The following is a 14,258-nucleotide window of genomic DNA, read 5'->3' as shown; positions in this document are numbered from 1 at the left end:
AGGACGCCGAGAGTACTGCAGGGGAGACCCTGTGGGAGGGTAGGTTGTTGCCAGGTTATGTTAGACTAAGTAGAATTTAGTTTAGCAATATTCCGCGATAGCTCAATGGTGGAGCACTCGGCTGTTAACCGATAGGTTGGAGGTTCGAATCCTCTTCGCGGAGCCATTTTTAATGAAAATGAAAAGCTATATAAGAAGAATTGCTAATTGGAATTCTTTTTATATAGCTTTTCATTTTATTTTTTTCTTTAGAGTTTTTCCATCACAAATAAATACAATAGTTCCATCTTTATCAGTTCTATATAGTTTTATATTCCTATTTTTTAGTTCTTTTAATATATCCTTGCTTGGATGACCATAATCATTTCCAAGTCCGCAAGACGCAATAGCTATCTTAGGATTAACTTCATCTAAAAATTTTGGAGTAGAAGAGGTTTTGCTTCCATGATGGCCTAATTTTAGTATATGACATTTTATATCATAACCAGAAGAGATAATTTCATTTTCAATTTCCTTCTCAGCATCACCAGTAAATAAAAATGAGAAGTTTTTATATTGAAGTTTTGCTACTAAAGAATAATTATTCAAATTTTTATAGTCATTTTTATTAGGAGAAACAAAGGATAAAGAAGTATATTCATCTAGATTTACTATCATAGGAGAAGTTATAGGGAGAATTTTTAAATCATTTCTTTTTAAGCTTTTTATTAGATTATAGAAGCAAGTAGTATTAGCAGTGACTTTTGGAGCATAAAAGTTTTTAATTTTGAAAGTGTTTATAACTTCTGGTAATGCACCAATATGATCTTCATGTGGATGGGTTGCTATAATATAATCTAAAGATTTGACTCGTTGGCTTTTCAAATATTTAATAAGTGCTTTAGAATTACTTTCTGTGCCACCATCAATTAGAATATTTTTATTGTTAACTTGAATTAATATTCCATCACCTTGCCCTACATCAATATAATGAATTATAGCCTTATCATTATAAGGAATATAATCTATATAAACTTTATATGATATAGTAAATATTGAAATTATAATTGATATTAAAATAGATAAATTAATAAATTTATTTTTCATTTATTCCTCCTACAAGTTAATTATTAAAATTATAGACCAATTAAGAAGTTTATAAACTAATAAAATATTTTTAGTATTTTTCAATACAGTTTCTTTATTAACTATGCTTTTAAATGAATAATATTATTGATATAATAATTATGACTAAACATAAGGACGGTGATAAAATGAGAAAATTCTTCTTTGTAGCAAAGTCTGCAATATATATTTTTTTTACAATGTTTTTGCGACCAAAGTTTGAAAGAATTAAAAAGAAGTCTAGAGAAGAAAGTGAAAAGTTTATATATAATCATGCAAAAAAATGGGCAAGATTTACTATGAAAGCATCTAAATTAAAAGTTAAGGTAATTGGTAAAGAAAATTTACTTAATGATACTTGCCTTTATGTGGCAAATCATCAGAGCATCGTAGATATTCCATTAGTAATTGATTGTATTGATAGACCATTAGGCGCTGTAGGAAAAAAAGAATTAGAAAATGTGCCATTAGTATCTTATTGGGCTAAAAATATACGATGTGTATTTTTAGATAGAGATAATCCAAGAGAGGGATTAAAAGCTATTCTTGAAGCTACAGAAAATCTTAAAGATGGACATTCGATGTTAATCTTTCCTGAAGGAACGAGGAGTAGAGATGGTAAGTTAAATGAATTTAAAAAAGGAAGCCTTAAATTGGCTACAAGAGCTAATGTACCAATTATTCCGATTACTATAGATGGAACATATAAAGTATTAGAGGGAAGTAAGAGGACTAAAAAAGGTGATTTAGATTGTAAAATAGTAATTCATAAGCCAATATATCCTAAGGAACTATCTAAGGAAGATCAAGGTAACTTAGCTCAAATATGTAAAGATATTGTTGAAAATGGATTTAATATGTAAAAAATGCTACTTAGAATTTCTAAGTAGCATTTTTCAAAAATAAAAAAAATTTTTTGATAATGGAGAATTTTAAATATTGTAGAATTAATATGGTGTTATTATTTAGTTATACTGTCAATACTATAGATTTTAACCTGCTCATAGCTTCTATACTATATTTAATACCTTGGGTACCCATACCAGAAGCTTTTACTCCAGAGAATGGAAAATGGTCTGGTCCTCTTTCCGATTTATTATTAATTTGTACTGCTCCCACTTCAAGTTTATTTGCAACATAAAAAGCATCATTTATATTCATAGTAAACACAGAAGATTGTAATCCATATTGAGAACGGTTAGCTATATCTATAGCCTCTTCCATAGATTTTACACGAATTACAGGAAGTACAGGACCAAAAGGTTCTTCCCAGGCAATTCTCATATCTGTGGTTACATAGTCAAAAAGTGTGGGATATAGTAAATTACCTTCACGTTTATTACCAATAAGTAATTTCGCTCCTTTATCAATAGCATCCTTCATGAGTTCTTCAACAAAATCACCAGATTTAGTATCGATAAGAGGGGTTATTGCACAATTATCCTTTGGATGACCTACCTTTAAATTTTTAACATTATCTAAAAGTTTTTCTACTAATTTATCAGCTATTTCTTCCACCACCAATACTCTTTTTATGGCAGTGCATCTTTGACCAGCATAACTATAAGCTCCTGATACTATTTCTCTTGCTGTATCATCTAAATTAGCATCCTTTAATACTATTGCAGCATCTTTTCCCCCAAGCTCCATTATCATAGGTACCATTCCAACAATTTCAGCAATATGTTTACCAACATTAGTAGAACCAGTGAAATTTATAAAGTTTATTTCTGGTCTAGTAACTAAATAATCACCAATTTCAGAAGTCTTACCAGTAACTGTATTTAATACTCCATTAGGAAGACCGGCTTCTTGAAATACTTTTGCTAGGTATAGTGCACTAATTGCACCTTGAGTAGGTGGTTTTAATATAACACTATTTCCAGCAACTAGAGCAGGAGCTATTTTTGCTGCGGATAGATTTATAGGATAATTGAAAGGTGAAATTGCTAATACTATTCCAAGAGGAACTCTTGTAGCAAAAGACATTTTATTTTTCTTAAATCCAGGAAAATTATCAGCACCAATAGCTTCACCTTCAAGATTTTTGCCCGCATCTGCAGTATATCTAATAAAAGCTGCAGTTCTTATAATTTCAGATATACAGGACTTTTTATCTTTTGCAATTTCCCACATGAGTACTTCTGCCATTTCTTCCACTTGCTCTTCTAATATTGTTGCAGCTTTATGAAGTATAGCGGCTCTTTCACTAACAGGAACTTCTCCCCAGGATATTTGTGCTTCTTTTGAATTTTTTATATATGCATCTACATCATCTTTTGTCATAGCAGGGATAGTACCTACAAAAGAATTATCCACAGGAGAATAGATATCAATAGTGTCTTTCGATGTTACCCAACCACCATCATATAAATTACAGAAATGATTGTCTTTCTTTATACATTCAAACAAAAATATCACCTCATAACATTTAGATATAATTAGTATTATCAATTAATAGCTAAATTATAAAATAAATATTAATAGCATTTTTATATATGAAAGTCACTATAAATAAAAGTGTAATATCAGAATTTATATTAAAGCATCAATATGAGAATTTAATGTAAAAACTTAAAATATACTTAGGAAAATAAATTTTCTATAAAAATAGATTAACACTCTAAAAATCAAGGATTAACAATCTTAAAATTATTGTTGACTTTGTTCAGTGAGAAACAATTCAAAAATATTAATTTTTTTCCTCAATTTTTAAATTCTCTTTTAATACAATCAATTTTATTCTCAAGATTCTCTGTTTTATTTTTAAGACATTTTTAAATCATTTAATAATTCCTTATTTATATTTTGTTTTTTATCAATAGTAGGTTCAAACATTTTTTATAGTGCTTTGTTTATTGAAATTAAACACTATGTTATTGTAAACTCTATATATAGATTTAGAACTTCTCCTAACTATTATTAATAGTTGAGTTGATAAGAAATCAATGATTTCTTGAAGTTTTTCATAAGCTTCACCTCACTAATATTTTATATAAAGAACTTATAGAAAGGCAAGGTAAACTATGAAAAATAGTAAAAGATATTTAGAAAAAATTAATAAATATATATTGGAATTGGATAATGAAAAAGAAAAATTAGAAATTGAAATAAAAAAGGAAAAACAAGCAATAGATGAAAAAGCGGAAATTTATAAAAAACTAGATGAAAAAGGAGATGATCTTAAAAGAAAATATGAATTATTAAAGAATTTTTTAATAAACAGAGGATTAATTTTTGAAGTAGAAAATGAATACGATTTAACGCAGTGGGACAATCTATATTTAGAGAGACTTTCTTCAAATTATGCTATTAAAAATAAAAAGGGAGATACTATAAAATTTATTGAGGAAGATATAAATGATATCTTTGATGAAATATTAAATAGTAATATTTCTGTTAGTATTTTAGTTATAAGAGAAAATATAAAAACTGTTACTATCCAACTTAGATTTATCAAAAATGAATAATTTTATCTTCTAATTCATTTATTTCTATTGGATTTTTTGAAAGTAGTGCAGAAACACAGGTAATGTAATTAGATTCTTCATCATTACTCCATTGAATTTCTTCATTTAATGAATACTTTAATAAGGATGATACATCTATAGATAGAGCTTCTAAAGAGTACCTTAGTTTTTCAGGATTTATACATTCTTTGCCCTTAGTTTTTTCACAAGGATCGCAATAAAGGCATCTACCTGATACTATAGCTAAAGAATGTTTATAACTTTCCTCAATTCTTAACAGCATATTATCTAAGTAAAGCCTACAGGAGAAGTATAAGGTATTAAATTTTTTCCCCATATCATCTTTATAATCCTTAACTTCAGGTATTATATCTAGAAGATTGTTATAATATTCATCCATTGTGATTTTGCATATATCTCTTATATAAATTTTTGAGTGTATTAAATATACATAAGTATAATTTTTTAAAAATTCTAATTCGTTAAAATTAAATTCTGGACAAGACCAAACAGTACCATACTTTTTACATTGCTTACAATATCCTTTTATCAGCTTAGGATTATGAAATTTAATTAATTGTTCTATGGATAATTCTCTAAGCTTATAATTTATATATTTTTTTATACTCATATTACCACCCCTAGTATATAGGAAATAATAAAAAAGCTGAAATAATTCAGCTTTTTTATAAAGGTTATATTTTAACGTTAAACGTCATCGCGCTCTCTGTCTCTTCCTAAGAATGAAAGAGCATATAATCCACAAATACCAACTATTGCGTAAATAATGCGGCTAAATTGGCTTATTGAACCAAAAGTACCTGAACCAGCAAACAGTGCAGCTATTAAATCAAATCGAAATAATCCGACTAATCCCCAGTTTACTGCGCCGATTATAACAAGTATTAGTACGATTGTATCTAGTGTTCTCATATAACACATCTCCTTTTTCTAAAATATTTACATTTCTTATTATTTACAACTATTGATAATTTATAACAATAAGAAAAAAATATTTTAACAAAATGAAGATAATTTATAAAAATTAATGATTATTCTATAGTATCTCACATAAATTTTAACATAAAGTAAATATAATTTTAAGTATAAATTTAAATAAAATCTGTTAATCGGTGAGGGGATATTATATAATATTATTAACTGTTTAAAAATAACATAACAAGAAGTGAGGGATAAAAGTGGAAACATTTAAACTTATTTTAGGAATTTTACTTTTTTCTATTGTAGCATTGATTGCTTATGGAGTACTTAGAACATATGTATTAGATAAGATTAAAGTGAATAAATGGCTTATATTAATAATAGCTTTAGCTGTATTTATAGTACCAACATTACTTTGGCCAACAATGCCTAGCTATGTTGCTAGATATATAATTCCAGGAATTTTTGTAATTTTGTTTTTATGGTTTATGGATTTGTCAGGTTTCTTAAAACATTATGATAAACCGCAAGATAAATCATATAATCAATACAATAAAAGCAATAATACAGTTATCAGACCTAAAGCAAAGCCAAACAGAGTTAAGAAAATAAATAAAATTAAGAAATAGTAAAATAAGCAAGATAGACTTTTAGACAAAAGTTTATTTTGCTTATTTTATTTAATAAAAGAAGGGGTTTTAAAGAGAAAGTAGAATTTAGTTAAATATATCTTAAGTTTAATAATATCGATTAGCTATAGGTATATGGCATTTAAGGATGGGGGGCATATTATGGCAACTTGGATAGCACATTTAAGAGTAGCAGAAAAAATTTTAGATAAAAAACTAAAGATAAATGATGAGTGTTTTACTGTAGGAAATATAGGACCGGATAGTGGAGTACCTAATGAGGATTATTCTTCTTTTGATCCACCTAGAGACATTACTCATTGGATGGAAGATGGAAAAAATACTAATGCGGAAGGATTCTATATTAAATATTTAAAAGATCATAAGAAAAATAATTTAAATAATAGATTGTCCTTTTATTTAGGGTATTATGTACATCTTTTAACTGATATATGTTGGGAAAAAATGTATAATCATAAAAAGAAAACAAAATTATACAAAGAAGGATTAGAAAAAGATAAAAATTTTATATGGGTTATTAAAAAAGATTGGTATGGATTGGATTATTTATTTTTAGATAAAAATCCAAATAGTTTATTTTTTACAATTTTTAAGAATGTAACAGAAGTTGAAGATTATTTAGAATACTTTCCAAAAGGGGCCTTTACAAAGAAAGTAAACTACATAAAAGAATTTTATCTAGGAGAAAATGATGAAACAAAAGAAAATTTTATATATTTAACAGAAAATGAAATGAATGATTTTATAGCTAAATGTAGTCAATATATAGTAAATGATTTAAGATCTAAGGGTTTCTATTTTGAAGATTAATAGATATTAAGAGTTATTTATCATAACGAATATTGGATAATATTATCATATTAACTAAATAAAAGAGTTTTCATATACTAATAATATATAAATATTTAGGAGTGGTATATTGAAAACTCTTATATTATTTTACTCTTTAGATGGATTATTAAAAAACTTATCAAAAGCTATGAAAGAAGAAATAAATGGAGACTTATTACAACTAAAAAATGTGAAAAATAATACTGGCATCTATGATAAAGTTCCATATAAAAGTTTTATAGAGGATAATCTTAATTTAGAAACTTTAAGAGAAGATATAAAATCCTATGAATTAATTGTATTAGCAGTACCTAATTGGTTTTATAAATTACCTATAGGATTAAAAAGAAATACTTTAGGAAATATCTTCTCTGGCAAAAAAATAGCTTTGTTTACATTAGGAAAAGATTTAAAAATATACGAGATAAAAATGAGCTATTTTTTGATAGTGATATATTAGGAGAAATCAATTTAAATATAATTGAAGCAAAAGAGAAAGATGGAATTAATAAATGTAAAATTTGGGTTAAAAAAATGTATGAAAAGGGGGGCAAAGCAATGTCCACTTAAAATGAAGTAGTTTGTCTAAATATAAGTAGCAAGCAGGAAGGTTTCATATAAAGATTATTTAAACTGACATATTTAATATAGTAATACTAGATTAATTTGTATATTTTTATTAAGATTATAAAATAAAATATAAGCGTTATATAATTTCCTAAAAATATTGTAAAATTATATTAATATGATACAATTTATATTAAGTTAATTTTTATTAATAATTTATAGATTCTATTCAACGAAAGACCGAGTAAGTTGCATTATACTGTAGATTATAAAGCAACTATAAAATTAAAGCATTTTACTAAATTTTATAGATAAGCTACAGTTATTTCTGTAGCTTTTTAAGTTAAAGCATAAATATATGTTTTATGAATAAAATTTATAGTAGGTTTTAATTTTGATATTAAGTTTTATGAAATTGAGATTAAATGTTTCTCTATGATAATAGATTATGAAAAGTAAAGGAACAATTAGCTATATATTTAAATTCTAAGAAAAGGAGAGAAAATTATGAGTTTTTATGTTTATAATACAATGACGAGAAATAAAGACGAGTTCATTTCTATAAAGCCTAATAAGGTAGGAATGTATACTTGTGGACCTACAGTGTATAATTATGCTCATATAGGAAACTTAAGAACTTACATATTTGAAGATGTTTTAAAAAAGTCATTAGAGTATGTGGGATACAAAGTAAAACATGTAATGAATGTAACTGATGTTGGACATCTTCAATCTGATGGCGATGAGGGTGAAGATAAAATGGCTCTTGGTGCATCAAGAGAAAAGAAAACCGTTTGGGAAATAGCCAAATTTTATGAGGATGCTTTTTTTGAAGATTGCAATAAGTTAAATATAAAAAGACCAAATGTTGTATGTAGAGCAACAGAACATATAGATGATATGATTAAGTTTGTTCAAGGGCTTGAAGAGAAAGGATATACATATCAAGCTAATGGAAATGTGTATTTTGAAATAGAGAAATTTAAAGATTATACAAAACTTGCTGATTTAAGTATTGACGAATTAGAAGCAGGTAGTAGAATAGAAGTTGACCCAAATAAAAAAAATCCATTAGATTTTGTACTTTGGTTTACAAATTCTAAATTTACAAATCAAATAATGCAATGGGATTCGCCATGGGGAAGGGGTTTTCCAGGATGGCATTTAGAGTGCTCTGCGATGTCGATGAAATATTTAGGTGATAGAATTGATATACATTGTGGGGGAATAGATCATATACCAGTACACCATACAAATGAGATAGCTCAATCAGAAGCTTACAGTGGACAAAAATGGGTAAATTATTGGATACATGGAGAGTTTTTAGTACTTGATGGTGGGAAAATGTCTAAATCAAGTGGAGAGTTTTTAACTTTAAAGATATTAGAAGATAAAGGATATTCACCTTTAGATTATAGATACTTTTGCTTACAATCAAGATATAGAAAGCAGTTAGTATTTAGTTTTGAAAGTTTAGAAGATGCAAAAAAATCTTTTAAAGCTCTTAAAAAGAGAATATCTCTAATATTAGAGAATATAATTGAAAGTGAGTCAATAGATAAAGGAAAAACAGATTCATATAAAGAAATTTTTAAAGCTCATATAAGTGATGATTTAAATATAGCAAATGCCTTTACAGTATTATTAGATGTGTTAAAAGATAATCAGCTTAATAATAAAGAAAAAGCAACGTTAATAGAAGACTTTGATAAAGTATTATCTCTAGATTTAATGAAGATTGAGAAAGATCTATCTAATATAGATGAAGAGTTAATAAATAGATTGATTGATGAAAGAAATCAAGCTAGAAAAGCTAAGGATTATTCAAAGGCTGATGAAATAAGAAATCAACTTTTAAACATGAATATTGAAATATTAGACAACAAAGAAGGTACAACTTGGAGAGTAAAATAAAAATAAATAGATAATCTTGATAGAGTTAGATTACTAAAATTTTAGTGATTTAACTCTATATATTAATTATGACAGTTTTTTTAATAAGTGTAATTTTTATTATAGATTTATTCACTAAATTATTAAATTATAGAAGGAACAGTGATGAAAGTATGAAAAGGTTGTTACATTTAGGATTGGATGTTGGTTCAACAACAGTTAAGTTAGTGATTTTAGATGAGAATTTTCAAATAATATACAGTAAATATGAAAGGCATTTTTCAGATATTAAAAGTACTATATTTAATTTAATAAATGATGCCTATAGTTCTTTTCCAAAGGAAAGGATTACTGTAAATGTAACAGGTTCAGGGGGATTGTCTGTATCTAATTGGTTAAAGATACCTTTTGTTCAAGAAGTTATTGCATGTAGTAAAACTATAGAAACCTTTGCTGATGATGTTGATGTAGCTATTGAATTAGGTGGAGAAGATGCAAAAATAACTTATTTTAAAGATGGAATGGAACAAAGAATGAATGGAACCTGTGCAGGGGGAACTGGTGCGTTTATAGACCAAATGTCCTCACTGTTAAAAACAGATGCAGCAGGGTTAAATGAATTAGCTAAGAATTACAAAACTATTCATCCTATTGCTGCAAGATGTGGAGTATTTGCAAAGTCAGATATTCAGCCATTGATAAATGAAGGGGCATTAAAAGAAGACATAGCAGCTTCTATATTTCAATCTGTTGTAAATCAAACTATTAGTGGACTTGCTTGTGGAAGACCTATAAGAGGAAAAGTAGCTTTCTTAGGTGGTCCGTTATATTTCTTATCAGAGCTTAGAAAAAGGTTTGTGGAGACTTTGAATATTAAAGCAGAAGATGTTGTTTTCCCAGAGAATTCTCAATTATTTGTAGCCATGGGATGTGCTATATTATCAGTAAAAAGTGACCATATTACATTTAAAGAGTTATATGACAAACTAGAACTTCTAAAATATTGTGAAGGTCAAGAAGTACAAAGATTATCGCCATTATTTAAGAACCAAGAAGAATTGGATGAGTTTAAAAATAGACATAATTCTTTTAAGGTAAGTTCAAAAGATCTTAATAACTATAAAGGAAAATGTTATTTAGGCATAGACGCAGGTTCAACTACTACTAAAATAGCATTGATTGATGAAGATAAAAATTTACTATACTCTTACTATGGCAGTAATGAAGGGAACCCTCTAAAGCTTATTAAGAGTGCATTATTAGATTTGTATAATAAAATACCTGAAGGAGCAGAAATTGTAAACTCTACAGTAACAGGATATGGGGAAGCATTAATTAAAGCAGCACTAAAGATTGATATAGGAGAAATAGAAACGGTAGCACATTATAAAGCGGCAGAACATTTTTTACCTAATGTAGATTTTATATTAGACATCGGTGGACAAGATATGAAGTGCTTAAGGGTAAAAGATGGAGTTATTAATTCGGTGACCCTTAATGAAGCTTGCTCAGCTGGATGCGGTTCTTTTATCCAAAACTTTGCTCAATCTTTAAACATGACTGTGGAGGATTTTGCTAAAGAGGCATTACTTGCTGAAAATCCTGTAGATTTAGGTTCAAGATGTACTGTTTTTATGAATTCTAGAGTAAAGCAGGCTCAAAAGGAAGGAGCAACGGTAGGAGATATATCTAGTGGACTTTCTTATTCAATTATTAAAAATGCTTTATTTAAAGTTATAAAAATTAGAAATCCTAAAGAGATGGGAAAAAATATTATAGTTCAAGGTGGAACTTTTTATAATGATGCAGTACTTAGAAGCTTTGAATTGATTTCAGGTAGAGAAGTAGTTAGACCAGATATAGCAGGGCTTATGGGAGCTTTTGGTTGTGCGTTAATATCGAAAGAAAGACACGTAGAAGGCAAAAGTTCTACTATCCTTCAAAAAGAAAACTTAAGCAATTTTAAATCATCATCAACTATGAAAAGATGTGGCCTTTGTAGTAATAATTGCCTACTTACAGTAAATGGTTTTTCTGATGGAAGGGAATTTATATTAGGAAATAGGTGTGAACGAGGATTAGGATTAGAAATTAAAAAGGATACAGTGCCTAATCTATATGAGTATAAATATAAGAGAATGTTCTCTTATAAGCCATTAAAAAAAGAAGAGGCAATAAGAGGAACAGTTGGAATACCTAGAGTTTTAAATATGTATGAGAATTATGGATTTTGGTTTACTTTCTTTACTAAATTAGGATTTAGGGTAGAGTTATCGCCTAGAAGTTCCAAGCTAATTTATGAAAAAGGAATTGAAACCATACCTTCTGAATCAGCATGTTATCCTGCAAAGCTTAGTCATGGACATATAGTTAGTCTAGTAGAAAAAGATGTAGATTTTATATTTTATCCCTCTATAGTTTATGAACAAAAGGAACAAGAAGGAGCTACAAATCAATATAATTGTCCTATAGTTATATCTTATTCAGAGGTTATTAGAACTAATATTGACCTCTTAAAAGAGAAAAAGGTACCTTTCTTAAATCCTTTTATATCTCTTCATAATAGAGAGGCTTTAGTAGTGAGGATGGAAGATACACTAAAAGAGTATAAAATATCTAAACGTGAGATAAAAGAAGCATTAAATTTAGCTTTTATAGAAGATGAGAGTATAAAAAGAGATTTAAGAGCAAAAGGAGAAGAAACTCTAAAATATCTAAAAGAAAGTGGTAAAAAAGGTATTGTACTTGCAGGAAGACCTTATCATATAGACCCAGAAATTAATCATGGTTTAGATAAGCTTATTACTAGCTTTGATATGGCAGTATTAACAGAGGATTCTATTGCGCATTTAGGGGAAGTAGAACGACCTTTAAGAGTGGTTGATCAATGGGTGTACCATTCAAGATTATATGCTGCTGCTAGTTATGTAGCTAAGGAAAAAAATCTTGAGTTAGTACAATTAAACTCCTTTGGATGTGGATTAGATGCAGTTACTACAGATCAAGTTCAAGAGATTTTAGAAAACAATAATAAAATTTATACAGTGTTAAAGATTGATGAGGTAAATAATTTAGGTTCAGCAAGAATTAGAATACGTTCATTGAAAGCTGCTATGGATGAAAGAGATAAAAAAGGAGTAATTCCTATAAAAATTGTTGAGCAAAGCCCAAGACCAATATTTACTAAAGAGATGAGAAAAACTCATACTATATTAGCACCTCAAATGTCTCCTATCCATTTTCAATTTTTAGGTCCTGCTTTTTCTTCAGAGGGATATAATTTTGAAATATTAGAAAAAGCTGATGATAGGGTTATTGAGGAAGGTTTAAAATATGTAAATAATGATGCATGTTATCCATCTATACTAGTTGTTGGTCAGTTTATAAATGCATTAAAATCTGGAAAATATGATTTAAATAATACTTCTATTGTAATAACTCAAACTGGAGGAGGATGTAGGGCTACAAACTATATAGCTTTTTTAAGGAAGGCACTAAAAGATGCAGGATTTGAAAATATACCAGTTATATCTTTAAATGCAGTTGGACTTGAATCTAATCCAGGATTTAAATTTACATTAACATTATTAAAAAAGGCAGTTATGGGAATTTTATATGGAGATTTACTCATGAGAGTTTTATATAGAGTAAGACCATATGAGGAAAAACAAGGTTCAGCTAACGAACTTTACAATAAGTATGTTGGTATATGCATAGAAGCTGTAAAAAGAGGAAGCATTAAAGAATTTAAGAAAATAGTTAACAATATTGTAGATGATTTTGACAATTTAAAGATTAAAGATATTAGAAAACCTAAGGTAGGACTTGTAGGTGAGATATTAGTAAAATTTCATCCAGATGCTAATAACTATATAGTAGACATTATTGAATCAGAAGGCTGTGAAGCAGTAATGCCGGATTTAATGGACTTTTTCTTATACACTATAAAAGACTCAGAGTTGAAAAGCAAATATTTGGGATTTAGTAAAAAAGATAAATATTTAGCTAGAGTTGAAGAGATGTATATAGAATTTTATAGAAAGCCAATGAGGGAAGCACTTGAGAATAGTAAAAGATTTAATTCACCTAAAAGTATATCTCACTTAGCTGAATTAGCTGAAAATGTACTATCACTTTGCAATCAAACCGGTGAAGGATGGTTTTTAACGGCAGAGATGATTGAACTTATTGAAAGTGGGGCTAAAAATATTGTTTGTATGCAGCCTTTTGCTTGTTTACCTAATCATGTAACTGGTAAGGGAATGATAAAAGAGCTTAGAAGGCAATATCCTCAATCTAACATTGTAGCTGTAGACTATGATCCTGGTGCTAGCGAAGTAAATCAATTAAATAGAATAAAACTTATGCTATCTGTTGCATTTAAAGAATTAGAAGAAGATATAGTAATAGAAAAAGCGCTGAAAGAAGTTGCAGCTTCTAATGAGAAGAAAAAATAATAAAAATCACCATCAAAATTATAATTTTGATGGTGATTTTTATTATTTTTAAATAGAGTGTCTTATTAAATAGGATTAAAAATGTTCTCCATTTTCATAGTATTTACATTCTTCAAGAGGAATAAATATAATATCTAGATCATCATATCCCATAGAATAGACATAGTTTGTAATTATTTTAGCTACATTGTCTTGGACTTCTTGTCCTCTATCAAACCAAGAAACTTCGACTATAGGGTATCCATTTACTATTTTACCATCTTTTATAAATACAGATTCTATAGCTTCAAGTGTAAAATAATCCCTTGGACATCCTATTAGTAATTGCAATTCATCAATTAAAT

General features: G+C 27.8%; 12 protein-coding genes and 1 tRNA gene. 8 read left to right on the top strand and 5 right to left on the bottom strand.

The genetic code is table 11. The features are described 5' to 3' along the window. Window positions 1-91 precede the first annotated feature (91 nt). A tRNA-Asn gene (locus tag ACY1IQ_RS20435) sits at window positions 92-166 on the top strand. A 65-nt stretch (window positions 167-231) separates the two neighbouring features. On the opposite strand, the gene ACY1IQ_RS20430 is transcribed toward ACY1IQ_RS20435, so the two are convergent. Continuing rightward, window positions 232-1,086 carry a ComEC/Rec2 family competence protein gene (locus ACY1IQ_RS20430; protein ID WP_461615720.1) on the bottom strand — a complete coding sequence of 285 codons (855 nt, stop codon included), beginning with the start codon at window positions 1,084-1,086 and terminating at the stop codon, window positions 232-234. 113 nt (window positions 1,087-1,199) lie between these two features. Between ACY1IQ_RS20430 and ACY1IQ_RS20425 the strand changes: the two genes are divergently transcribed. Further along, window positions 1,200-1,967 (top strand): lysophospholipid acyltransferase family protein, encoded by a 768-nt coding sequence (locus tag ACY1IQ_RS20425; protein WP_461615719.1) that lies wholly within the window; start codon window positions 1,200-1,202, stop codon window positions 1,965-1,967. A gap of 106 nt (window positions 1,968-2,073) precedes the next feature. Here ACY1IQ_RS20425 and ACY1IQ_RS20420 read toward each other — a convergent pair whose 3' ends face one another. Further along, complete coding sequence (locus ACY1IQ_RS20420) at window positions 2,074-3,516, bottom strand: NADP-dependent glyceraldehyde-3-phosphate dehydrogenase (protein ID WP_461615718.1); 1,443 nt, start codon at window positions 3,514-3,516, stop codon at window positions 2,074-2,076. A gap of 614 nt (window positions 3,517-4,130) precedes the next feature. Between ACY1IQ_RS20420 and ACY1IQ_RS20415 the strand changes: the two genes are divergently transcribed. Further along, window positions 4,131-4,574 (top strand): hypothetical protein, encoded by a 444-nt coding sequence (locus ACY1IQ_RS20415; RefSeq protein ID WP_461615717.1) that lies wholly within the window; start codon window positions 4,131-4,133, stop codon window positions 4,572-4,574. On the opposite strand, the gene ACY1IQ_RS20410 is transcribed toward ACY1IQ_RS20415, so the two are convergent. Then, window positions 4,561-5,205: a DUF2284 domain-containing protein gene (locus ACY1IQ_RS20410; protein WP_461615716.1), complete on the bottom strand. Its 645-nt coding sequence runs from the start codon at window positions 5,203-5,205 to the stop codon at window positions 4,561-4,563. The two genes, ACY1IQ_RS20415 and ACY1IQ_RS20410, sit on opposite strands and share 14 nt — an antisense overlap. A 77-nt stretch (window positions 5,206-5,282) precedes the next feature. Continuing rightward, window positions 5,283-5,507, bottom strand: coding sequence for a DUF378 domain-containing protein (locus ACY1IQ_RS20405; RefSeq protein WP_461615715.1), 225 nt, complete (start codon window positions 5,505-5,507; stop codon window positions 5,283-5,285). A gap of 266 nt (window positions 5,508-5,773) precedes the next feature. Between ACY1IQ_RS20405 and ACY1IQ_RS20400 the strand changes: the two genes are divergently transcribed. The 5 genes from ACY1IQ_RS20400 (at window position 5,774) to ACY1IQ_RS20380 (ending at window position 13,914) form a co-directional block, all read left to right on the top strand. Next, the gene (locus tag ACY1IQ_RS20400) at window positions 5,774-6,145 is read left to right on the top strand and encodes a hypothetical protein (RefSeq protein WP_461615714.1); all 372 of its coding nucleotides are present in this window, start codon (window positions 5,774-5,776) and stop codon (window positions 6,143-6,145) included. Window positions 6,146-6,307: 162 nt separating this feature from the next. Beyond that, window positions 6,308-6,976 (top strand): zinc dependent phospholipase C family protein, encoded by a 669-nt coding sequence (locus tag ACY1IQ_RS20395; RefSeq protein WP_461615713.1) that lies wholly within the window; start codon window positions 6,308-6,310, stop codon window positions 6,974-6,976. A 109-nt stretch (window positions 6,977-7,085) separates the two neighbouring features. Next, window positions 7,086-7,457, top strand: a complete 372-nt coding sequence (locus tag ACY1IQ_RS20390) for a flavodoxin family protein (protein WP_461615712.1) — start codon at window positions 7,086-7,088, stop codon at window positions 7,455-7,457. Between the two features lie 614 nt (window positions 7,458-8,071). Continuing rightward, window positions 8,072-9,478, top strand: coding sequence for a cysteine--tRNA ligase (gene cysS / locus ACY1IQ_RS20385; protein WP_461615711.1), 1,407 nt, complete (start codon window positions 8,072-8,074; stop codon window positions 9,476-9,478). Between the two features lie 152 nt (window positions 9,479-9,630). Next, on the top strand, window positions 9,631-13,914 hold the full coding sequence (locus ACY1IQ_RS20380; RefSeq protein ID WP_461615710.1) for an acyl-CoA dehydratase activase-related protein: 4,284 nt from the start codon (window positions 9,631-9,633) through the stop codon (window positions 13,912-13,914). Between the two features lie 75 nt (window positions 13,915-13,989). On the opposite strand, the gene ACY1IQ_RS20375 is transcribed toward ACY1IQ_RS20380, so the two are convergent. Continuing rightward, on the bottom strand, window positions 13,990-14,258 hold a 269-nt coding region (locus ACY1IQ_RS20375; RefSeq protein ID WP_461615709.1), incomplete at its 5' end, for a DUF1904 family protein.

The organism is Clostridium sp. Marseille-QA1073 (assembly GCF_054863625.1).
This window is presented reverse-complemented; position numbering and strand designations above follow the sequence as displayed.

What these genes read in the sequence shown, in the direction of transcription:
- ACY1IQ_RS20430 (WP_461615720.1), bottom strand. Translation starts at nt 1,086, where the DNA reads ATGAAAAATAAATTTATTAATTTATCTATTTTAATATCAATTATAATT.
- ACY1IQ_RS20425 (WP_461615719.1), top strand. Translation starts at nt 1,200, where the DNA reads ATGAATAATATTATTGATATAATAATTATGACTAAACATAAGGACGGT.
- ACY1IQ_RS20415 (WP_461615717.1), top strand. Translation starts at nt 4,131, where the DNA reads ATGAAAAATAGTAAAAGATATTTAGAAAAAATTAATAAATATATATTG.
- ACY1IQ_RS20410 (WP_461615716.1), bottom strand. Translation starts at nt 5,205, where the DNA reads ATGAGTATAAAAAAATATATAAATTATAAGCTTAGAGAATTATCCATA.
- ACY1IQ_RS20405 (WP_461615715.1), bottom strand. Translation starts at nt 5,507, where the DNA reads ATGAGAACACTAGATACAATCGTACTAATACTTGTTATAATCGGCGCA.
- ACY1IQ_RS20395 (WP_461615713.1), top strand. Translation starts at nt 6,308, where the DNA reads ATGGCAACTTGGATAGCACATTTAAGAGTAGCAGAAAAAATTTTAGAT.
- cysS (WP_461615711.1), top strand. Translation starts at nt 8,072, where the DNA reads ATGAGTTTTTATGTTTATAATACAATGACGAGAAATAAAGACGAGTTC.
- ACY1IQ_RS20380 (WP_461615710.1), top strand. Translation starts at nt 9,631, where the DNA reads ATGAAAAGGTTGTTACATTTAGGATTGGATGTTGGTTCAACAACAGTT.